General features: G+C 66.6%; 17 protein-coding genes. 7 read left to right on the plus strand and 10 right to left on the minus strand.

Annotation, left to right across the window (positions count from 1 at the left end; translation table 11 throughout):
- The first annotated feature begins 279 nt into the window (after nt 1-279).
- The gene (locus tag VLF18_RS09275; protein ID WP_325279343.1) at nt 280-654 is read left to right on the plus strand and encodes a hypothetical protein; all 375 of its coding nucleotides are present in this window, start codon (nt 280-282) and stop codon (nt 652-654) included.
- Nucleotides 655-1,093: 439 nt separating this feature from the next.
- Here VLF18_RS09275 and VLF18_RS09280 read toward each other — a convergent pair whose 3' ends face one another.
- From VLF18_RS09280 to VLF18_RS09305, 6 genes are all read right to left on the minus strand, one after another.
- Nucleotides 1,094-2,944: a GMC family oxidoreductase gene (locus VLF18_RS09280; protein ID WP_325279344.1), complete on the minus strand. Its 1,851-nt coding sequence runs from the start codon at nt 2,942-2,944 to the stop codon at nt 1,094-1,096.
- Nucleotides 2,941-3,438: a sugar dehydrogenase complex small subunit gene (locus tag VLF18_RS09285; protein ID WP_325279345.1), complete on the minus strand. Its 498-nt coding sequence runs from the start codon at nt 3,436-3,438 to the stop codon at nt 2,941-2,943. Before VLF18_RS09285 ends, VLF18_RS09280 begins: the two co-directional genes overlap by 4 nt.
- A 31-nt stretch (nt 3,439-3,469) precedes the next feature.
- Nucleotides 3,470-4,831 (minus strand): hypothetical protein, encoded by a 1,362-nt coding sequence (locus tag VLF18_RS09290; RefSeq protein WP_325279346.1) that lies wholly within the window; start codon nt 4,829-4,831, stop codon nt 3,470-3,472.
- A gap of 406 nt (nt 4,832-5,237) precedes the next feature.
- Nucleotides 5,238-6,575 (minus strand): hypothetical protein, encoded by a 1,338-nt coding sequence (locus VLF18_RS09295; protein WP_325279347.1) that lies wholly within the window; start codon nt 6,573-6,575, stop codon nt 5,238-5,240.
- 11 nt (nt 6,576-6,586) lie between these two features.
- Nucleotides 6,587-6,859, minus strand: a complete 273-nt coding sequence (locus VLF18_RS09300; protein WP_325279348.1) for a hypothetical protein — start codon at nt 6,857-6,859, stop codon at nt 6,587-6,589.
- A 267-nt stretch (nt 6,860-7,126) separates the two neighbouring features.
- The gene (locus tag VLF18_RS09305) at nt 7,127-8,815 is read right to left on the minus strand and encodes a hypothetical protein (protein WP_325279349.1); all 1,689 of its coding nucleotides are present in this window, start codon (nt 8,813-8,815) and stop codon (nt 7,127-7,129) included.
- Between the two features lie 353 nt (nt 8,816-9,168).
- Here VLF18_RS09305 and VLF18_RS09310 point away from each other — a divergent pair, with 353 nt between their 5' ends.
- A complete protein-coding gene (locus tag VLF18_RS09310) occupies nt 9,169-10,608 on the plus strand; it encodes a serine hydrolase domain-containing protein (RefSeq protein WP_325279350.1) in 1,440 nt (479 codons plus the stop codon).
- A 34-nt stretch (nt 10,609-10,642) separates the two neighbouring features.
- Here the strand turns inward: VLF18_RS09310 and VLF18_RS09315 are convergent, their stop codons facing one another.
- Nucleotides 10,643-11,527, minus strand: a complete 885-nt coding sequence (locus tag VLF18_RS09315) for a LysR family transcriptional regulator (protein WP_325279351.1) — start codon at nt 11,525-11,527, stop codon at nt 10,643-10,645.
- Nucleotides 11,528-11,617: 90 nt separating this feature from the next.
- On the opposite strand from VLF18_RS09315, the gene VLF18_RS09320 reads away from it, so the two are divergent.
- Nucleotides 11,618-12,634: an NAD-dependent epimerase/dehydratase family protein gene (locus VLF18_RS09320; protein WP_325279352.1), complete on the plus strand. Its 1,017-nt coding sequence runs from the start codon at nt 11,618-11,620 to the stop codon at nt 12,632-12,634.
- A 325-nt stretch (nt 12,635-12,959) separates the two neighbouring features.
- Nucleotides 12,960-13,865 (plus strand): hypothetical protein, encoded by a 906-nt coding sequence (locus VLF18_RS09325; RefSeq protein ID WP_325279353.1) that lies wholly within the window; start codon nt 12,960-12,962, stop codon nt 13,863-13,865.
- Nucleotides 13,866-14,103: 238 nt separating this feature from the next.
- On the opposite strand, the gene VLF18_RS09330 is transcribed toward VLF18_RS09325, so the two are convergent.
- The gene (locus VLF18_RS09330) at nt 14,104-15,384 is read right to left on the minus strand and encodes a hypothetical protein (RefSeq protein ID WP_325279354.1); all 1,281 of its coding nucleotides are present in this window, start codon (nt 15,382-15,384) and stop codon (nt 14,104-14,106) included.
- A gap of 593 nt (nt 15,385-15,977) precedes the next feature.
- Between VLF18_RS09330 and VLF18_RS09335 the strand changes: the two genes are divergently transcribed.
- Nucleotides 15,978-16,655, plus strand: coding sequence for a hypothetical protein (locus VLF18_RS09335; RefSeq protein ID WP_325279355.1), 678 nt, complete (start codon nt 15,978-15,980; stop codon nt 16,653-16,655).
- A gap of 307 nt (nt 16,656-16,962) precedes the next feature.
- Here VLF18_RS09335 and VLF18_RS09340 read toward each other — a convergent pair whose 3' ends face one another.
- Entirely contained in the window at nt 16,963-17,601 is a 639-nt protein-coding gene (locus VLF18_RS09340; RefSeq protein ID WP_325279359.1) for a glutathione S-transferase family protein, read from the minus strand.
- 121 nt (nt 17,602-17,722) lie between these two features.
- Here VLF18_RS09340 and VLF18_RS09345 point away from each other — a divergent pair, with 121 nt between their 5' ends.
- Nucleotides 17,723-19,627 carry a cytochrome-c peroxidase gene (locus VLF18_RS09345; protein ID WP_325279356.1) on the plus strand — a complete coding sequence of 635 codons (1,905 nt, stop codon included), beginning with the start codon at nt 17,723-17,725 and terminating at the stop codon, nt 19,625-19,627.
- A 381-nt stretch (nt 19,628-20,008) separates the two neighbouring features.
- On the opposite strand, the gene pip is transcribed toward VLF18_RS09345, so the two are convergent.
- Nucleotides 20,009-21,202, minus strand: coding sequence for a prolyl aminopeptidase (pip, locus tag VLF18_RS09350; protein WP_325279357.1), 1,194 nt, complete (start codon nt 21,200-21,202; stop codon nt 20,009-20,011).
- Between the two features lie 350 nt (nt 21,203-21,552).
- Here pip and VLF18_RS09355 point away from each other — a divergent pair, with 350 nt between their 5' ends.
- The gene (locus tag VLF18_RS09355) at nt 21,553-21,963 is read left to right on the plus strand and encodes a DUF3060 domain-containing protein (protein ID WP_325279358.1); all 411 of its coding nucleotides are present in this window, start codon (nt 21,553-21,555) and stop codon (nt 21,961-21,963) included.
- Nucleotides 21,964-21,983 lie beyond the last annotated feature (20 nt).

Here is a 21,983-nt window from a genome sequence, read left to right on the forward strand (position 1 = left end):
GGCCGGTCGCGATCGCGCCCGCCGGACAGCGGCTGACCGGCAGGTCGCACCCGCGGCGACGCGCACGCGCCGCCAGTAGGAACGCATGCGTACTGCGTTACCGCGCAACGAAATCGACCGTGTCCGTGCAGCGCTGTCACGCGCGCGGCGCGTTGTGACAGATCCGTCGGCATGCCCGACCTGCGCCACCGTCTGCGTTTTTCAATTGCGCAATAGCATTGCAGTGAGCGAAATTCCCACGGCGGCAACGTGCCGCCGTATACGAATGGACAGAACGGTATGAGCGATACCGAGTTTTATGGACGATTGCGCGAAGAGCGCCTGCGCCTCGAACTGACCCGCGAGCGCGTCGCTGAATTGACCGAAGTCAGCACGCGTACCGTGCGGCGCTGGGAAACCGAGATTCCGATGCCGCTCGATGCGCTGATCACATTGTCGCGCCAGGGTTACGACGTGCAGTACGTCTGCACCGGCCAGCGCAGCGCGAATCGCCGCGGCGCGTCCGGCCTGCGCGGCACGCGCGAGATGCCCGAGGCGTATTCGGCCGAGGAAGTCGACTGGATCGTGCGGCTGCGGCGTATGAAACCCGCGGAACGCGCGAAGGCGCAGGCGCTGTTGAACGTGCTGGCGCCGAAGAGGCGCAGAAGCAAGTGAAGACGGAGGAGTGGGGATTGCGTGGTTGTCGAAGCCGCGCGCGTAGCTCCAGCACACATTGAGAATTCCTGCGCCGCCTTGGCCCTCTCCTCCGAACCTGCTCGAGGGAGGCTGGGTGAGGGCGAGCGCGATCAGCGCACGAGGTGCTGCGACGTTCGCGCGCAGGCAACGGCAACCGCGAAGATCAAGCAGCGCGCTCTGGCCCTCTCCCCCGACCTGCTCGGGGGAGAGGGTTGGGTGAGGAGGAGAAGATCAGCGCACGAGCTGCTGCGACGTTCGCGAGCAAGCAACGGCAGCCGCGAAGATCAAGCCGCGCGCTCTGGTCCTCTCCCCGACGTTGTCGGCGGAGAGGGAGCAGAAGCGCTGCCGTCGGCCGCGTTTGCCGCAGCACGTGATGAGAAAGCGCCATTGACGGAATCGCTGTCAGCGATTCCCGCCATCACCCCAACTGCGCCAGTATCGCCGCCGCCGTCTTCAGGCTGAACGCCGCGATCGTCAGCGTCGGATTCGCGGTCGTCACGGTCGGGAACGTGCCGCTGCCGACGAGGTAGAGGTTCGGGTGATCCCAGCTGCGCTGGTTCGCGTCGACGACCGACTTCGTCGGATCGCTGCCCATGCGATACGTGCCGACGATGTGGCCCGCGCCGAAATACTTGAAGCGCGTCGTCACGCCGTCGACGTCGTAGTCGAACGAGGTCGGATCGTTCGCCGCGGGCGGCGTGGTGAACTGCTTCGCGCCCATCTTCGCGAACACCTGGTCGGCGACCTGCTTGGCCGCGACGAAGCCCTTCTTCGTATAGTCGGACAGATCGTAGTGAATCGCCGGACGCGGCAGTCCGAGCGGATCGAGTTCGCTCGACAGGCTCACGTAGTTCGTCGATTCGGGCGACTGCTCCACGAGAAAGCCCAGGCGGAACTGCCGCGACAGACCGTCGTTGAGCGCGGCCACGAGTGCGCTGCCCCAGAGCGCCGCAGGCGTGCCGCCGGCGGGCGGCGGATTCAGGCCGCTGACGTTCATGCCGTTGATGAAATCGAGCGTCGTCGTGTCCGGATCGCCGATCGCGAAGTTCCAGCCTTCGTTGCCGATCTCGATGCGGAATGCCGCGCGTTCCTTGCGGAAATCGCCGTCGCGCAGGCTTTCGATGCCGGCCGTCGCAAGCGGCCCGCGATACGGCCAGATCGGCTGCGGCGCGAGCGCCCAGGCGAGATACAGCGGATGGTCCATGAGGTTCCGGCCGACGCAGCCGCTGCGGTTGGCGACGCCGTCGGGAAAGCGTCCGTCGTTCGTGGACATCAGCAGCAGCCGTGGCGTCTCGATCGCGTGCGCGGCGATCACGTAGACCTTCGCCTGCACCGTGCCCGCGCCGGTAGCCGGTCCGGTGACCTGCTGGTACTGGATGTAGTCGATGCCGCTGACCGTATCGTCGTCGGCAATCCGCACGTGGCTCGCGACCGTCTGCGGCCATAGCGTCACCTTGCCCGTGTCGAGCGCGGCGTTGAGGCTGACGCTCGGGTCGTACTTCGCCTGGATCGGGCAGATCGGGATGCAGTTCGTATTGCCCGCGCAGACGCGGCGGTTCTGATACGGCTGCGAGTTGCGCCCGGCCGGCGTGCCGGTCACGGTGACCGGATTGCCTTCAAAGGTCATGCCCTGCGTCGCCGCGTCGACCGCATCGTCGACGAGCGAATGGGGAATCGCCGGCATCGGATAGCTGTAGCCCGGCGGAAACGTGATGCCGAGATAGCTCTGGTCGGCCACGTTCGCCGACACGCCGATTTCGGCTTCGGCTTTGCAGTACCACGGATCGAGTTCGTCGTAGCCGATCGGCCAGTTCACTTCCTGCTGATAGACGGTTTCCATCTGGAAGTCGTTCGGCAGGAAACGCAGGCTCGTGCCGAGCCAATGCCGCATCGTGCCGCCGGCGACGCGCTCGTAGGTGCTCGCGAACGCCTTCGGACCTTCCTGGATCAGATAGGCCTGATGCGGGTTCTGCCAGTTGTCCGCGCGCAGGGTCAGCACGGTCGGCCGACCCGCGGCCAGCGTCGACGGATCGGTCAGGTCGCCGCTGCCCGGCGGCGTGAAAAGATCCGGCGTATACGGCGATTCCGGCGTCTTCGCGACCGAGGTGTAGAAGCGCTGCATGAACGCGTTGATGTTCGGCGGCACGCCGGCGCCCGCTTCGAGCAGCAGCACGGTCTTGCCGGCGAGACCCAGCTGCTTGGCGATGATCGAGCCGGCCGCGCCGGCGCCGACGATGACGACGTCATATTCGGTCTGTGCGGCGCTCATGACGTGGCTCCCGTGAAATCCGACAGCGCCGGCGGGTTCTTGGCCCAATAGCCGAACGTGAAGTTGCTGTAGCCCATCGCATGCGCCTGGGCGACGTTCCAGACCCAGCCCTGCGTGTAGGCATCCGAAGAAATCACGACGGAGGACGGCGGTCCCGGCGGCGGTTTCGGACTGTCGTACGCCTGCAGTACCTTCGGGTCGTACCAGCTGCCGAGGTACCACGCGAGCATGATGCTGCGCGCGAGATAGCGGACATCGGGGCCGTTCGCGACGAACACCTGGTTCGCGATCTGCGCATCCGTCATCCGCTGCGCGACGGCGTCGGCGTAGATCGTGAGCAACTGGTCGAACGTCGCGCCGCCGTTCGTCTTCGCCGTGTCGAAAATCTGCTGCGGCACTGTCGACGGCGACAGCGGCGGTACGAGTTTGGCGGCGGTGATGCCGGTCAGCAGCGCTGACAGGTTCACGAACGGGGTCATCGGATCGCTGGCCATGGGCTTGCCTCGAAAGTCGTGAGCCGCGCGCTCAGTGCGCGCGTTCCAGGATGAACGTGAAATCGGAGGTGCGGCCCGTCGTCGCCGCGGCGTTGCCGTGGCAATTCATGCAGCTCGACGAGGCCTGCGGCACGGTGCCCTGCACGTAGGTCTCGAGCGTCGTGTTGGCGAGGAAGGCCGGTGCCGGCACGCCGTTCGGATCGGTCGGGCTCTGCGGCTCGGTCGGCCACTGCGTGCTGACGAGCAGATAGTTCCGCCACACCGTGCCGGCGAGCAGGCCCGTGAACGCTTTCGTCAGTGCGTCCGTGTCGGCGGTGATCGGCACCTCGCGCACGATCTGGCTCGTGAATCCGTTCGGAAACGGCTGCACGTTCGGATTCCACGGCCGCGGCGGCGGTTCGTTGACCGCGCAGCCGCTGCAGTTCGCGCGATGGAAGTTGTAGTGTGGCGCGAGTTTTCCCGCATCGACGTCGGCGCGCTGCGGCACGTTTGCCACATGCTCGAACGTCGACCAGATCCATTGCGGCGCGCCGGCGGTCTTGTGCGCGACATGCAGCCCGACCAGACCGAGCGTCGCGCCCGTGCACGATTCCTCGATGCGCGGATTGTCCTGCGGCGGCGTGTAGACGAGCGCCTGCGTCGTGTGGAACGCGCCCGCGTCGTCGCTCTTGTCGAGCACCATCCACGAGGCCTTGACCATGATCGCGCCGATCGTGCCGTTGGTCGTGCCTTCGACGACATCGCCCTCGGGGAAGTCGACCGTCGCGGTGAACGCGCTCTGGCCCTGCTTGCTGTAGAGATCGTTCTGCACGATGTACTCGAACATCGGCCGGTTCATCAGGATCTCGTAGCGCACATAGCGGCCGTGCTGGTCGATCAGCGGCCCGGTGTCGAACGGCTGCACGGTTGCCGAGAGCACGTCCGGCGTCTTGCCGACCATGCTCAGCACGCGCGTGCCCTTGGGCACGCCGACGCCGCGGCAGGCGGTTGGAATCGTGCGCGGCGCGTCCCAGGGCGCAGGCCTGGAGCCGTCGGGCTTCATGACCTCGGACAGTTCCTTCCAGCGCTCCCAGACCGCCGGCGCGTCCTTGCCGATGACGCCGCCGCTCGCCGGCGCATTGAGCGCGAGAAACGTGAGCCACGAGTAATAGTCGAAGCCGTGCTGGAAATTCGGCAGCGTCACCGGCGGCACGATCGTCGCGTCGCAGGGCAGTCCGCTCGCCAGCAGCGCCGGCGTGATCGCCGTCGTCGGCGGTGTCACATTGCAGTTCGTCACCGGCGGGTCGATGGTCGGCGTCGGCGTCGGCGTGACCGGCGTGTTGGAACAGCTCGCGGCCAGCGTCAGTACGGCGGCGGCGCCGCCGCCGACCAGCCCGTTGCGCATGCGCTTCATCGCTTCACCTCTCCGGCAGCGGCGGCATGGCGGCGGGAGCACGCGGCGTACCGTCGCGACGACGGGCAGCCGCACGCCACCGGGCGCGCCATCCACGCCCGTCATGACTGTCGATACTCCGGTCTTCCCCTGTCGCGCCGTCAGCGCAGCGCGCCGGCGGTAGAACGTTTGTCGCAGGGTATACAGATGAACAGATGCGCTCAAGAGGCGTCGCGAGCCTCGAGAGCGCATCCGCAGCCCCTGTAGTTCTGCACAAGCGCAAAAGCGCGGCCGGGGCGATCACGGCGCGCCCTGGTGGATGCGACGCCGGTCGGCAGCGAGCGCAGCGAATCCCGGCGTCGGCGGAGGCGAGGCCTCGCGGTCGCGAACGCGGCGCGCTCGCGACCACGATGAAACGGCGACGGACTTACTGCACCGAAGCCGGCGGATTGATCGCCGGTACGCCGGCGTCGTCGCGATGGATGGCCGACTCGCGCGACTTGCCGAACACTTCCGGCGTCAGATACCGGCCCTTCTGCTCGGCGTCCTTGTCCTCCTCGACCGGAATCGGATGCGCGCGCGCATAGGCGTCGTGACGCGTACCGGTGACCTGCCAGGAAATCTTCGCGTACGGCGTGCCGCCGGCGATGACGAAGCGGTTCTCCTTGATCTCCTCGGCGACATAGGCGTTCGGCGACGCGGCGCCGATGCCGGTCAGCTGGTAGCGGAAGTCGCGATTGAGCGCCTCGAACCACGCCGGCATCTCCACTTGCGCGTTGCCGTTCGCGTCGAGCGTGACCACGCCGTCGTAGAGGTTCTTCATGTCCGGCGATTCGACGAACGAATGCGACAGGAACTTGCCGGCCGGATCCAGCGGATGATCGATGCGGAACGAACCCGCCGATTTCGACAGCGTGCCCACGACGCTCGTGTTGCCGGTCACGCGCAGCGCGTGGGCGTTGTTGCAGTTTGCCGCGGCGCATTCGACCGACACCGGGCCGGAAAAGCGTCCCGCATAGCTCGAGCTCTGGTTGCTCGACGTGCGCGCATAGAGCGCCGTCGCCGTCGTGTTCGCGTTGACTTCCGCATCGATGGCCATGCCGCTGCCGGCCGTGCGCGCGTAAATGGCCGCGCGCACGCTGCCTGAGTTCGTCAGCTCGAACTCGGCCGCGTAGCGCTGGTTCGACCCGCTGCTCGTGTTGTAGCCGGTCACGGCCGAGTGCTCGCTGCCGCTGCCGCCGTTGCCGACCGAGGAATAGATGCCGCCGCCGAGCGCCGAACCCATGGAAATGATCCCGAAACCCGTGCCCGAGGTGTCGGCGCGGATCACGTCGCCGTCGCCGGCGTTGACCAGCGAAAGGCCGGTGCTGGCCGTGTTGAAGTTCGTGGCATACGGCAGCACGAGACCGAGCGCATGCGTGGACGGCGTCAGCGGCTGGCGCGGCGACAGCAGCGTGTAGCTCGGCGCACCCGATGATTTCACGGCGATTTCGAGAAACCGCGCCTCGCTGCCGAACTGCGAGCCGAAATCCAGCGGCACCGTGAAAACACCCTGGCTCACGGCCACGTTGCTGCGCGTGACGATCGGACCGATCTGCGTGCCGCCGAGATCGGCCGAGTACAGAATGAAACGAAAATCGAAATTTCCGGTGGCCGGAACGGAGCTGTTCGTCAGTTCGCCCTGATACGTGAACGTCGTATCGGCCAGTGCCGGCAGCGAGCACGCGAGCAGGGCGGCAAAAAGCGCGGAGCGGATTGCAGGCATGGCAGTCGTCCTCATTCGAAGGCGTCGGTGAAGATCAGGTCGCTCTGCGGATTGCTGCGCGATCCCCAGAAGCCGCCGCGGACTTCATAGGTTCCGCCGGCGGAAAAGGCGGCGTCGGGCTGACCCGCCGTGTAGCGCACGACATACGGCGCCGCGGCGCTTTCGCCGCCGCCCGAATCGACCGTGCTGTTGACGATGGCGAACGGGCCGCCGGACTGGCCATGCGCGCAGAAGGCGCACGCGCACAGCACCGAAACGCCGGCGAGGAGGCGTAAAGGGGACATTGGCGCAATCTCTCAGGGGTGAGATTCATTGCTTACAACGAGCGCGCGCCGTCAGGGCGAACAAGCGGGCGGGGCTTTGGGGCCGGGAATCGGGAACGACGAATCGCGAATCGCAGAAATCAGAGCGGAAAAACCCTCCCCGTCAAGGGGAGGGCATGGGTGGGGATGGGCTCCGCCGCGCCGTCGGCGCCAGCGAAAGTCCCCGAGATCCATTGGCGTCATGAGCGGGCGTCGGCTCCCGCATCACCCGCTCATGCCTGTCCACACTTACCAATCGCTGCATCCAGTCCACCAGCAGCCGTCCAGCGCAAAGTTCTGCAGCGCCATCGCCTTCGGCGACAGGAACACTTCGTCGAGATATTCCACGGTGCCCCAGCTGCCGTACTTGCTGTATTGACCCGATGCGTTGAAGTGGATGAAGGTCTGGCCGCCCTTGTCGCGCCAGTTCTGCAGATAGCGGCCGTATGCCTGCTCCATGCGCGGATCGCGGTTCGCGCTCGTGAACAGCGCCGTCAGCGCGGGAATGTTCTCGGCACCGTTGAAGCCGACGAGATGCTGGCCGCCCTCGTACGCGATCAGTTGCAGGCCGCGCGCGTTTGCCGCGACGCGGTGCGGACCGATCCACGATTTCGCCTGCGCCAGCGCGCCGCCGCGCGGCCCGTTCGGCAATTGGCCGCCGTTGTTGATCTCGGCGAACAGCGTGTCGAGGCTCCAGTCCTTCACGATCGCCGCGTTGCCGGGCTTGCCCAGATAACCGCCGAAATACGGCGCGATCGCGACGGCCTTCATGCCGTGCGCGGAACAGGGCTTGCCGCTCGTCCACATCGGGCAGTCCGCCGCCTGGGTCTGCGTGTAGTCGTTGGCCGCCTGTGCGCCGAGCACGCAGACCACGCGATTCGGCTCGGAGGCGAACACCTGCTTCCAGATATCGCAGATCTGTGCCGAGCGCTGGCCGTACCAGTTCAGGCGCCGATCGAACGCGGTTCCCTGGCTGGCGCCGTACTCCGCGGTGCCGCGGTCCTCGACGTACTGGCCCTGGCGGAACTGGCCGTTCCAGACTTCGTTGGAATATTCCACATAGACTTTCTGCGGTCCGCGAAGATCGCGCTGAACCATGGTCGCGAACTGGCGCACGTAGTCGTCGCTCGCTTCATGCGGCATGTTGAACCACGGCGACAGCATCTCGCGGCTGGCCAGGCGCAGCATCTGCTCCAGCGGTACGCCGCGCTCGGTCCAGCGCACATCGTCGAGCTTCGGACGATCCGCGAATTCCTTCTGCGTGGAATTGTTGGTCTTCATCCAGTCCATGAAGCGCACGATCTTCACGTTGCGCAGCTGCTTGAGGAAATCCGGATGAAACTCGGTTTCGCCGGAAATGCCGTAGCCGGGCATGTAGACGTGGATGTCGCGGATCGGATCGGTCGGATCGATCTCCTCGATGCGCATCATCCAGCCGCCGAGCGACGGATCGACGTCGACCTCGTCGCGATTCGGCAGCGAGTTCGCCTTCCTGGCCGCGAAGAAGTACGAGAGCTTGCCGCGGCCGTTGTACGTGACCTGATAACGGCCGGCCGGATAGTGTCCCTTCCACTCGCCGAAAAAGAACAGCGTCGCGACCGAGTCGTAGTTCGGCGACGTGCAGCCCGGCCGATCCGTCTGCGGAGTCAGCGAGCGGACGTAGCCGCGTTCGTCCAGATCCAGGCAGGCCGCATCCTCGGTATCGAAGATGTTCGACGCCGCGTTCTGCGTGATCCAGCTGCGCGACTGCTTCATCACGTCGACGAAGTTGTAGCTCGTCGACCAGTCCTGTACGTCCTCGAGGTTCTGGCCCAGCGGCGAGGTCTGCAGCATTTCCGGACTGCCGCCGGCCGGATCCGGCAGCGCGTCCGCGTGAACCGTCGATACCTGCGCCGCTGCCGCCACCATCAACAGCGCCGCTGTCAGTCGAGCAACCATTGCTTCTCTCCTTTTGATTGTCGTGCATTCATTGCAATTCCACCCGTTTCCCCGGCGTCCGCGCCCGAAACCACCGCGCGCGCGAACGCCGAGGTGCGCCGGGTAACGAACCCGGCGACGCCGCGTTTACACGCACGAAGTGGCCATTGATAAAAGTGAGAAGTTCGCCACGAAAGAAAATGCAGCGGCGCGAGGACGAGCGGAGGCGATGAATCCCCCTTCGGGTGTGCGCGAGTTCGTCGCGGATGCCGCCGACGGCATCGGGGCCGGGCGACGAAAAGCGAACGTCCGGCCGTGCGTCCCGCTAAGCTATGCGGCCGCCCAGGCCCCTCGCTCTGCCAAGGATCATCGACGTGCTGAGTCAACGTGTTTGCCGCGTTCTGCCGTTCCTGCTGCTGTCGCCGGCGCTCGCCGCCGCCGAGAAGCCCGGCGCGCTGGCGGATCGGCTGGCGCGACAGATGGCGGTCAACGAACAGCGCTACGGCATTGCGGCGCAGGCCGTCCACGTCACCCGCAACGGACGCGAGCTGTTCGTCCGCGTCGCCGGCCAGGCCGATCTCGAGACCGGCCGGCGCGCGACACGCGACGACGTGTTTCCGGCGTACTCCCTGAGCAAGCTGTTCGCCAGCACGCTCGTCATGCAGCTCGTCGAGCAGGACGCGATCGAGCTCGATCGTCCCGCCGGCACCTATGTTCCGGGCCTTCCGCCGCGCTGGCGCGAGGTCACGGTTCGTCAGTTGCTGAGCCACACGTCCGGTCTGCCCGAATACTTCAGCGACGCGCAGATGACGGGCACCGCGCAGGCCAACGCGTCATTCCCGGCAACGCTGTCGGCGGTGTTCGCGGCGCTCGCCGACACGCCGTTCGTTTTTGCTTCGGGTACTGAGACGCGCTACACGCAAACGAACTTCCTCGTGCTGACGGCGCTGCTGGAAACGCACTACGGCAAGCCTTATGCGGACATCGCGACGGAACGCATCATCGGCCGGCTGCGGCTGCGGCATACCTGCCTCGGCAGGGACGGCCTGCCCGGAAAAGGCGTCGTCACCGGTTATCTCGGCAAGAACGGCCAACTGCAGCGCGAGCCGGACATCGCCTGGCCGAAGTACGCGCTGGGCCACGCCGCGCTGTATACGAGCGTCGGCGACCTGGCCACGTTCCTGCGCGCCGTGACCGATGGCGATCTCGTCGCCGGGAAGACGCTGCAGCAGCTGTGGCAGCCGCAGACCTTGCCGGGCGGGCAGCGCGGCTGGTTCGCCGCGGGCTGGGAAATCGGCGAAAGCGGCGAATACCGGCAGGTGGGACACGACGGCGGCGCGCGGGTTCGCGTGCGCATCCTGTTCCGCGACACGCTCGACGGCGACGTCTACACGGTGATCTACCTGACCAACGGCAGCCGCCGTAACGTCTGGTCGAGAACGCTCGTGGACAGCATCGTGGCCGGCATCGCGCCGCAGCGGTTCCGCAGCGAAGCGCTCGCGGAACAGCTCACGGCGTTCGCGCTGCGGAACCCCGGCGACGAGGCGATACAGCAGTTCGCCGACACGCTGGCGGCCGACGGCGCGCTACGCGACCTGCCGCTCGAACGCGTCGTCAACAACACGGGCTACGCGATCCGTTCCAACCTCGGCACCGCGGTTTCGATTCCCGTGTTCACGTTGAACACGCGGTTGTTCCCCGCATCGGTCAATGCGTGGGACAGCCTCGCTGAAGCCCATGAGGCCGACGGCGCGTCGGATCGCGCAAAAGCTGCCCGGGCGAAGAAGGCGTCAGTCGGCGCCGCTTCGCGGTGACATCGGCGTCGCAACGCGTCGGTGCGCCGCGCGCTCACGCCAGGTACCGCTCCAGTCCCGCGACCAATGCATCGAATGCCGCCTTGCACCGCGCGCTGTGCCGCAGGTCTTCGTGCATCGTGACCCAGGTCTCCAGCGGAAACGACAACGCATCGGGCAGCACGCGCACGAGTTCCGGCGTGCGTCGTGCGAGCGGAACCTGGCAGATCCCGATGCCCGCACCGGCGCGAATCAGCGCGAGCTGCGCGAGATCGCTGTCGGTGCGCAGGGCGAACGCATCGCGGCGCCACGCCGGCAACGCCTTGCGCGCGGCGCGCAGGAACGGCGTTTCCTCGTCGAAGCCGATCAGCGCGTGCCCGGACAGTTCTGTCAGCGTGCGCGGCGTGCCGTAATCGTCGAGATAGCGCGGGTGCGCGTGCAGACCCAGCTCCACGGCACCGATGCGACGTGCGATCAGCGCGGCCTGCGTCGGCGCCGTCATGCGGATCGCGATGTCCGCCTCGCGCTGCAGCAGGTCCTGCACGCGGTTGGTCAGCACGAGTTCGATCGAGAGCTGCGGATGCGCCGATCGCAACGGCGCGACGATCGCCGGCAGCACCTCGGCACCGACGACTTCGCTCGCGCTGATCCGCACCGTGCCTTTCACGCCGCCCTGGCTTTGCGCCGCACGCATCAGCGCCGCGGCGGAACTGCGCATCGCTTCGGCGAACGGCTTGAGCTCCAGCGCCGCCGGCGTCGGCAGCAGCCCGAGCTGTGAACGCGTGAACAGTGCGAGCCCGAGCGACGTCTCCAATGCTTCCACGTGCCGTCCCACGGTCGGCTGCGCCAGCCCCAGCGCGCGGGCCGCGCCCGACAGCGAGCCTTCCTGCAGCACGCCGAGATAGGAGCGATAGAGTTCCCAGCTGGGTTCGTTGGTCATACGAATCTGTATAGCCGACCCACGGATTTAGTCAATTCCGTTCGAATGCTCCGGCGCCCAGACTGCTCCCGCACCCCTGGGAGAAATTGCATGCACAGCAACACGACGGCACTGGTACTGGGCGCCACCGGCGGCATCGGCGGCGAAGTCGCCCGCGAACTGCGCGAAGCCGGCTGGGACGTGCGCGCGCTGACGCGCGGCACGCCGCCGGCGCGCGACGGCATCACCTGGATCCGCGGCGACGCGATGAACCGCGACGATGTCGTCGCCGCCGCGCAAGGCTGCAGCGTCATCGTTCACGCGGTGAATCCGCCGGGCTACCGCCGCTGGGCCGAACTCGTGCTGCCGATGATCGACAACACGATTGCCGCGGCCGCCGAGCATGGCGCTGCCGTCGTGCTGCCCGGCACGGTCTACAACTTCGGCCCGGATGCGTTTCCCGACGTGACCGAGGCATCGCCGCAAAACCCGCGGACGCGCAAAGGCGCGATCCGCGTCGAACTCGAACGGCGCCTGCGTGCCGCCCCGGCGCGCGGCGCCCGCGTCATCGTCGTGCGCGCCGGCGATTTCTTCGGTCCGAGGCCCGGCAACAACTGGTTCTCGCAGGGACTGATCACGCCCGGCCGCGCGGTCACGGCCGTCAACCTGCCGGGCGCGCGCGGCGTCGGCCACCAGTGGGCCTATCTGCCCGACGTCGCACGCACCATGGTGCAACTGCTCGCACGGCGCGAAGCGCTCGAACCGTTCGCGGCGTTCCACATGGCCGGACACTGGGACGCCGACGGGACAGAAATGGCCGCGGCAATCCGTCGCGTCGTCGCGCGCCGCAGCGGCAACGCGCCGAAGATCCGCGCGTTTCCGTGGTGGCTCGTCACGCTCGCATCGCCGTTCGTCGCGACGTTTCGCGAGCTGCGCGAGATGCGCTACCTCTGGCGCGAGCCGGTGCGGATGGGCAATGCGCGGCTGGTCGCCGCGCTGGGCCAAGAGCCGCACACGCCGCTCGACGAGGCCGTCGAGGCGGCGCTGGAAGGGGCGGGGTGTTTGCCGCCGGCTTCGGCGGCCGAGAATCGCGGCAGGGCCGTGTCGCTCGATGAGCCTGCGAGTTGAGGTTCTGCCGGGACTACGAAGGGCGACCCTTTCAACGCACGAAAATCGTTGCTTTCGGCGCTTTTTGCGAGCGAGTCAAAACCGTCCCTTCAAAGCGGTGAAAGACCGTCGTCCGGAACCGCCGGTTCTGACGGGCTTGAGCGCCCAACGAGCCGGATGGGCATGAGCGCGGATGGGTTTCCGCGAAGCTTCGCAGACTGCGCGTCGACGCGCGTATGTACGAGCGGCGTCAGTTCCATCGTCTTCCACGGCAGAATGTCGCACTCGTCGCCGCGCCGGCAGTACAGGAAAAACAGGAATGTCCAGGATTCAATGCCTCGCGTTGATGCTTGCGGCACTGCTGCCGCCGCCGGTCCAGTCGGCCGGCCCGCTCGATGAGGCGCTCCCGATCGACGAGACGCTTCAGGCCATGCGGAAGCTCGACGCCGACATCGTCGAGCCGTTGCAGAAGGCGCCGCGACTCGATCAGCAGCTCGTCTCGATTGCCGCGGCTGTCGACGAAGACCGGCTGCCGACATTGAGCGACGCGCACGCCCGCAACGTCTTCGACGCAGCCCGGCTGGCCGGCTTCTACGGCCATAGCCCGAAAGCGGTGAGCGTGATGCGCCTCGCCTGGGACGAACTCCGGCGGCGAGGTCTCGCCCCCGCAGGCTCGGGCGACGAGGTGCTGGAGCAGTACATCGGCGCGCGGCTGTTCGATGACGCGCGAGCGTTCCGCGATGCGCATCCGACTGACGTCACGTTTGATCCGCCGCGACTGATCGATATCGTCGAGCCGGCCACGCGCCCGACGATACTGACGGTAAGCGGCGACGGCCGGCAGCTGACGCGCCGCGTCGCACCGCCGCTCGACGAATTGTCGGTCGTCGTCACCGGTGCGCCCGGCTGCCCATTCACCCGCGCAGCCGTCGATGCGATCGAGCGCAATCCTGAACTGTCGTCGGTCATGAGCACACATGCGTTGTGGCTGATGCCGCAGCAGAGCCTGCGCGACACCGGTGCAATCGCGCGCTGGAACAGCGAACATCCGGCCGCCGTCCTGTCGCTGGTCTACCGGCAAAGCGAATGGCCGTTCATTCGGACCGGCGCGATGCCCACGTTCTACTTTTTCAGGAGCGGCAACCTCGTTTCATCGTTCAGCGGATGGCGCGGAGCGGAACAGGAAGGCGTGCTGCGCGGTGAGCTCGTCTCGATCGGGCTGTTGAAAAACGGTCCGGCATCCGCGCGCTGACAGGGCGATGCAGACGATGCGCCGCGAAACAAACCAGACTTCCCCGTCAACGGACGGCTTGCCCGACGCGGAACCTCGATGCTTCACGCGGTGCTGCCCGTGCTCGCCGGTGCCGCGACGCCCGTCGAATCCCGTGTTCGGTCGACGGAACGGGACCGGGTTCGACCCCGGCCCCGTTTGATCCCAACGGCGTTTCAGGCGGAAACGACGTGCCGCCCGCCAGGCCCTGGCGCCGCGATTACGGCGGTGTCACGGGATAGCCGTTGTACAGGCGGATGACGTCGGCCCAGTCCTGAAAGAACATCGTCGTGCCGCTGCCGCCGGTCACGCTGCCTTTCGCGCGCACGCCGTCGCCGAGCAGCGAGAACACCGGGCCGCCGCTGTCGCCGCCGCGCACCGCGGTGCTGCCGTTGATCTGCGTCGTCTTGATCACCCCGTAGATCGTATAGCCGCAGTCGCCGTCGGAATCCGGCGTGCTGCACGACACCGAGATGTTCTGACTCGATCCCGTCTTCAAACCGCAGATCACCTGGCTGTGGTAATACCCGCTCGTGAAGCCGGACTGGCACAGCAGTTCGTTCGCCGAGTGATAGCCCCAGCCGTAGACGTTCTTGTAGTCGTAGCCGTTCGGCTGCACGTTGTCGAACATGCGGTGATAGCCGCCCGCATCGATGAGGATCAGGTCGTACGAGTAGTGCTCGCGCGTCACCGGCCCCATGTACTGGCCGTCGAAGCCCTGATGGCCGATATCCGGCGCCGTCGCGCAATGTGCGGCGGTCAGTACCCAGGTGCGGTTGTAGGCGCGTATGCCGAAGCCCGTCGTGCACCGGCCGCGTACCTGTCCGCTGCGGCGCGATTCCCAGTAACCGCCCGCATTCCATGCGGGCGAATCGTTGGTGCGGCTCGTCAGTTCGATCGGCGATTCGGCCGTCGTCAGCGTGACCGGAACGCCGACGTCGAGACCGGCGAGCACTTGATCCGCCGAGGCGAGCGCGATCGCGCCGGCTTTTGCGCGTGCTTCCTGGTGGGCCTTCAGCGTTGCGTCCGGCATGCGCTCGATGTCGAGGCCCTTGCCGTCGTAGCGCATCGCGACCGACTGAATCTCGCTGCCGCCGATGGCCTGCGCCTTCGCATCGATCTTCGCCGCGGCGGCTTCGAGTTCGGCCAGCGAATACGCCGCGGGCTTCACGGTGACGACGCCGATCTTGCGCGCGCTGTCGATCGCGTTGTGCATGTCGAGGCTCAGCGGGCCTTTCCAGTAGAGCGCAATGCCGTCGCCTTCGAATGCGACGCCGGCAAAGCCCGAGCCCGGTGTCCGCAGATGCGCTTCGTGCAGCGCCATGACGGCCGGCTGCAATCGCTCCTGCTGCCGCATGACGGCAATGATGGCCGGATCGACGGTGTCGAGGAACGACGACGGCCGTGCCGTCGGGTCGATCGGTTCTTCGGACGCGTTGACCGTGCCGCACGCGAGGATCGCCGCGGCCAGTACGACGAGACGGAATGCTTTCTGTTGCATGGCAATTCTCCAGGTTCGGTCGCGCGGACGGTTGCGAGTCCGCACTGCGCGACGGATCGTTTCAGGGGTGAGAATCAGATGACGCGACAACGGCGAGCGAATCACTGCATCGGCACTCCTTTATGCAAAGTACGCATACTGACCATGGCTCCAAAGAGACAAGGCAAAAGGTGTACTCATCGTGTCGCACAGGCGGAGACCGGCGTGAATGCAGAAATGGCGATGTCGCGTTAACGCGGCGTGCGGCGGGAAAACTTCACGACTGCTGGCGGGAACTTGGCGGTGCTTGTTGCGGCGCTTGCGCGAACGTGGCGTAAGGAAGGCTGCGGCGGTCAGCGAGCGTCGGGCGCGTCGGTGCGCCGCTCTGCGCGGTCGAGCCGCTGCGCGGTGCGTCTCGACGGTACCGCGCCGGGTCGTCGTTGTTCTGCAGCCGTCGTCATCGCCGCCGGCCAGCGCAGGTCGCGCGACGCAGGGACTTGCGTGTCGGATCCGTCATTCGATTCATCGCATACAGCGCTTGAATTGCGTGTGCGCACACGTCATCGTCGCGCTCCCGCAGCGCCGCCGGCGCCGCCTGCAACGGCCGTTCACCCATGACCCATCGCTTCTTCGCTTCCTCTGCGCACGTTTCCCTGGTCGCGCTGACCACGAGCCTTGCATTGACCGCGTGCGCGAAACCGTCCGGATTCCCTGCGGAGAAAACCGAAGCGCTCGTGACGCGGGGCCTCGACGCCAGATGCCGGCTCGTCTCTATCGGCAGCCGCGAAACGCTGCCGGGCGGCCACGATCAGCAGCGCGTCGCCGTGCACTACGAAGCCGATTGCACGCCCGAGAACGGACAGACGGCACGCCGCCTCAAGGCCGTGATGACCTTCAGCCGCGCGCCGGACAGCATCGACGGCGAACCGTGGATCAAGGTCGAGAACCGCTACGAAGACGACCCGCCCGCGGCGCGCGGCGCGCAGGCCGCATCGCCCGGACCCGCCGCCACATCGGCATCGAACGCCTGGTCCGATGGCCCCGAATGCGATGCTGTGCTGACGCGCGTCGCCGCGGACGTGCTGCCCTGTCTCGACAGCGCCGCACCCGACGCCGCACAGCAGATAAGAGACTGGATGCAGCAGGCACGCACGGAGTACCGCATCCACGGCGATGTCTCACAGCGCGCCGCCGCACTCCTGGTGCTCGATGAAGCGTGTCTGCACCAATGGAGATACCGCAACAAGATGCTCGCGGACGATCGCCCGACGCAGGGGTGTGCGTTGCGGTGAGGGACGGGTGACGCACGGCGGCGCCCATGCCACGAATCCGTTCTGCACCGGCGACTCCACGTCGCCCGTTCACTCGACTGTCGTTTCGGTGGCGCGTGCGGCGTCAGACACTCCGAACGGAGTTGCTCATTTGCCTGGGTGAAGATTCGGACACCCAGAATTCGTGCGAGACGAAGATTCGCGGCGAAGATTCGGACACCCAGAATTCGCGAAGATTCGGACACCCAGAATTCGTGCGACGCAGATTCATGGCGCACGCGAGTGGCCCATACCCACATCGTCGCCTGACCTTCTCGCCAGTGACCGGCTAGCGCCTATTCACCGCGAGCTGCGCAGCGAACGCCCGCTGATACGCCGGCCGCGCCTCGCCGCGCGCAACGTAGGCAGCAAGATTCGAATACTCGTCGAGCAGTCCCGACGCTCGGATCCGCAGTAGTACGGACACCATCATCAGATCGCCCGCGCTGAACGTGCCGTCGAGCCAGTCGGCTCCGCCGAGCCGCGCGGACAGTTGCGTCAACCGAGCGCGCACACGATCCGCGACGATCGGCAGGCGTTCCGCGCTCCACGGCTTATCGGCCTCGAGCAGTTTTGCGTTGGCATATTCCAGGATCGGCGGTTCGACCGTGTTGACTGAGGCGAACATCCACATGATCGCGCGGGCGCGCGGATCGGGATCGGCCGGCAGCAGTCCCGCATGGTCTTCGGCGATATGCAGGATGATCGCGCCGGTCTCGAACAGCACGAGGTCGCCTTCTTCGTAGGTCGGTATCTGGCCGAACGGATGCAGCGCCAGATGTGCGGGTTCTTTCATTGCGCGAAACGACACGAGGCGTGCGTCGTAGGGCCGGGCGACTTCTTCGAGCGCCCAGCGCACGCGTGTGTCGCGCGCGAGGCCGCGGCCGCCGTCGGGCGAGCGTTCGAAGGCGGTGATCGTGATGGTCATGGCGCGGCTCCTGTTGAGATCGTGGCGGTCGGGAACGATGGCATGGACAATTACACGGAGCGACGAACGAGCGCGGTGAAATTCGACAGGCGTAGGCGCAATGAGCGCAACGCACTGCGCCGTGTCTCCGTTCGCCGCGTCGCTCGCCTCCGGCACGCTGCACATCGTTGGCGGAGCGCGTTGTGGGCTGGAGCAGCGCGACGGGGGATGGCGCAACGCGCCGCGCCTGTTGCGCCCTGTGCCAGGCCCGGGGCGAAGCTCTGCTCCCATACCCACCTCCATTGTTTCTGCACAGTCTCCCGCCATCGTGTGTTCCCAGCGGTCCACAGGGGCACCGGTTCGGGGACGGGGGATGAAGACGACACTCTTGGGTTGCGGGTTCGGTGCGCTGGCCGCGCTGGCTGCCACGGTTGCGCACGGTCAGGCGCCGCCACCGCCGCCTCCGCTGGGTCCGCCGCCGGTGCCCGCGGGCAATCCGCAGACTGCGGCCAAGATCCAGCTCGGCAAGGCGCTGTTCTGGGAAGAACAGCTGTCGATCACCGGCACCGTGGCCTGCGGCACGTGCCACCGTTCGTTCGGCGGCGGTGGCGATCCGCGCACGGCGCTGGCGGGTGCCAGCAGCATCAATCCGGGGCGCGACGGCCTGATCGGCACCGGCGACGACCTGCACGCGTCGGCGGGCGTGCCGGCCCACGGCGAGGACGGGCTCTATCAGTCGGTCGCATCGTTCGGCATCGGCACGCAGGTCGGCACGCGCCGCGCATCGTCGGCCGTGAACGCCGCTTACCCGCCGCTGTTGTTCTGGGACGGCCGCGCCGGCGGCACCTTCGTCGATCCGCTGACGGCACAGGTGCTGATCCAGCAAGGCGGCGCGCTGGAGAATCAGGCGCTGGGTCCGCTGGTCAACACCGTTGAAATGGCGTTTACCGGTGCAACCGTCAACACGATCGGCAACCGGCTGACGTCGATCCGCCCGCTCGCGCTCGCGGTGAACGTGCCGGACTCGTTGAATGACTGGATCGCCGGACGCGACTATCCGGCGCTGTTCGCCGACGCGTTCGGCAGCGGCACGATCACCGCGGCGCGCATCGCGATGGCGATCGCCGCGTACGAGCGCACCTTGAACGGTACGCAGACCCCGCTGGACGCCGAACGCGGCGGAACGCCGTCGTTGACTCAGGCCGAGCGCGCCGGCCAGCAGGTGTTCGTCGCCAACGAGTGCGCGGCCTGTCATGCCGGAGCGCTGATCAGCGACAACCAGTTCCACTACATCGGCGTGCGGCCGGTCGACGACGACCTCGGCCGGTTCGTGCAGACCAACAACCCGCAGGACCGCGGCGCGTTCCGCACACCGAGCCTGCGCAATGTCGAACTGCGCGCGCCGTACATGAGCAGCGGACGTTTCATGACGCTCGAGCAGGTCGTCGATTTCTATGATCGCGGCGGCGATTTCACCGCACCGAACAAAGACCCGCGCGTGCGTCCGCGCAATCTGACGCCGCAGCAGAAGGCGAATCTCGTGGCCTTCCTGAAGCGGCCCATGACCGATCCGCGCGTCGCGGCCGAAACGGGTCCGTTCGAACGCCCGACGCTGTTCACGGAAAGCGACCGGATTCCGCGCATCGTCGGCACTGCGCAGGCCGGATCCGGCGGGGTCACGCCGCAGATCGGAGCGCTCGAGCCGCCGCTGCTAGGGAACAGCAATTTCACGGTTTCAGTAGCGGATGCGCTTGGCGGCGCTGGCGCGACGCTCGTGATTTCGCGCAGCGATCCAGGACTGCAGGCTGCTGTGCCGCCGGGCGACTTTTCGAGCCAGACGATCATGCTCGGCGGAGCCGGGAGTGGCGCAGGGACGGGGTCGGTGAACGTGGACCTGGGCAATGATCCGGCGCTGGTCGGCCAGATGCTGTTTGGACGCTTCTATATTGCCGACGCGGGTGGAGTGAACGGGCTGGCAATTACGCAGGCGTTTCAGATTACGGTGTTCGGGAACAACGACTTCGTTTTTCGGGCGAGGTTTGAGTAGGGAAAATCCAGGTCATCTGCCGTTGAAAAGTCCGTCTTGATGGTCCTGCGGCGATGGAAAGTGCCGCGATGGCCGGAGCGTGCGTTGCGGATCGTGGCGTTGAATGCAAGACGGCGAACCCATCCCCGCCAATGCTCTCCCTTGAAAGGAGAGATTTCAAATGGCCTCGCGACACGTGTCTAACGTGCGCGATCTTCCTCGGCGCACGGGAACACGCCTTCACTTCAAGGGGGACGAGGCCGTCGTTCAGAACCGCAGATTCCGACGGCTTCGAACGCTCAATGGTCCGAACGAATGGCTGCGACCGCGTTGCTTCGCGCTGCGAGAATCGCAGCAAACCACTCCAATGCGTCAAATCAGCGGTTGCCGTTGTATGCCACCTCACTCTGCTGCCGGCCGCGCAAACCGCTGCAGCGCTTCCAGCAGCCGCTCCAGAATGCCGGGCTCGCGAAACGCGTGGCCGGCGGCTTCGACGAGGTGGAACTCCGCCTCGGGCCAGGCGCGGTGCAGCGCCCAGGCGTAGCGCGCGGGGCAGGGCATGTCGTAGCGGCCGTGGACGATGACCGCGGGAATTGCGGCGAGCCGGTGCGCGTCGCGCAGCAGCTGGCCTTCCTCGAGAAAGCAGCCGTTCGAGAAATAGTGGTTTTCGATGCGCGCGACGGCGAGGTCGTGTGCGTCGTCGTCCGCGCTGCCGTCGGGGTGATGGACGAGCGTCGACACTTCGGTTTCGAAGCGCGTCCACGCGCGCGCCGCGGCGCGTTGCACGGCGGGGTCGGCATGCTGCAGCCGTTCGCGATACGCGGCCAGCAGATCGCCGCGTTCGGCTTCCGGAATCGGGGCGATGAAGTGTTCCCATTTGTCGGGGAATACCTGGTCGACGCCGCTGCGATAGAACCAGTCGAGTTCGGCGCGCGTCGACGTGAAAATACCGCGCAGGATCATCGCGTCGACGCGTTCCGGATGCGCCTGCGCGTAGGCGAGCGCCAAGGTCGACCCCCACGACCCGCCGAACACGAGCCAGTGTTCGCAGCCCATGATTTCGGTTCTGAGCCGTTCGATGTCGGCGACGAGATGCGCGGTCGTGTTCGCATGCAGTTCGGCGGCGGGTTGCGAGCGTCCCGAGCCGCGTTGATCGAACAGCAGTACATCGTAGCCGCGCGGATCGAACAGCTGCCGGTGTACCGGCGACAGGCCGCCTCCGGGACCTCCGTGCAGGAACACCGCGGGCTGCGCACCCGGCGTGCCGATGCGTTCCCAGTAGAGCCTGTGGCCGTCGCCGACGTCGAGCATGCCGCTGTCGCGCGGTTCGACGGGGGGATGAAGAGTCAGGTCGCCGCTCGTCGTCGGTTTCATGAATGCCTGTGTGGTCGGTCGGTGGGGATCGCGCGCGATCGTTCGTCCTGAAGGTCGCCACCGGAGCTGCGTCGCGGCGCGGGACCATGGAGACCGCCGCGTGAGTGATGCGGGGCGGAACTGTCGCGATCGACGGAGGTGCGGAGTTGCCAGCGACGAATCTATCGCGCACGGCATATCCGTCAACTGTCGGAAGGCCCAGGGCGAACGGATAGCATGCATCGGGTAGTACGGCCAATGAAGTAGTCGCGTCGCGACTTGTGACCGTTTGGCTCGTCGCCAGACGCTGGCGGCCGCACTCGCGAGCCTGCTCGAGTCAGACAATAGTTTCCATGCTCGCTGCTACGCGCGATTGCGTCGGCGCGATATGGCGACTTGTGCCTTTCGCGCAACGTCGCTTGAAGCGGCGTGTCGATTCCCCGCTCGATCCGGCCGTCGACCTGCGAAGTGGTCAACAGATCATCGACGATTCCGTACCTATGCTCGCCAGCTCTCCCAGTCATAGGTCGTGAATCATGCGTTCAATCGATACGCTGACGCTTTCGTTCGCTCTGGCTCTCGCCGTTTCCGCAATGCCCGCACGGGCAGGCACGCTGACCGATCCGGCCACCGGCGCGACATGCACCGACCGGCAGGACGTGCTGATCACGCGTGACGATTTCCGCCTGGTGCTGGACGGCGTCTGCGGCAAGGTGACGATCCGGGCGTCGAAGGGGTCGTTGAACGTCGACGAAGTGACGAGCATCCAGGTGGTCGGCAGCGGCGTGACGGTGCTGAACCAGAAGGTCGGCACGCTGACCGTGGAAGGGTCGAACAACATGCTGAACATGACCGAGGTGGGCGAAGCCATCGTCGCCGGCGACAACAACACATTGCTCGGCGACGCGTACGGCCGCGTGCATTTCCGCGGCAAGAACAACACGGTCAACAGCAGCAACAAGCCCGAGACGGTGGATGAAGGCAGCGGCAATCGGGTGATGTGACACGGATGAAGGGGCGGGGC

Source organism: Tahibacter sp., assembly GCF_035481375.1.
GTDB lineage: Bacteria > Pseudomonadota > Gammaproteobacteria > Xanthomonadales > Rhodanobacteraceae > Tahibacter.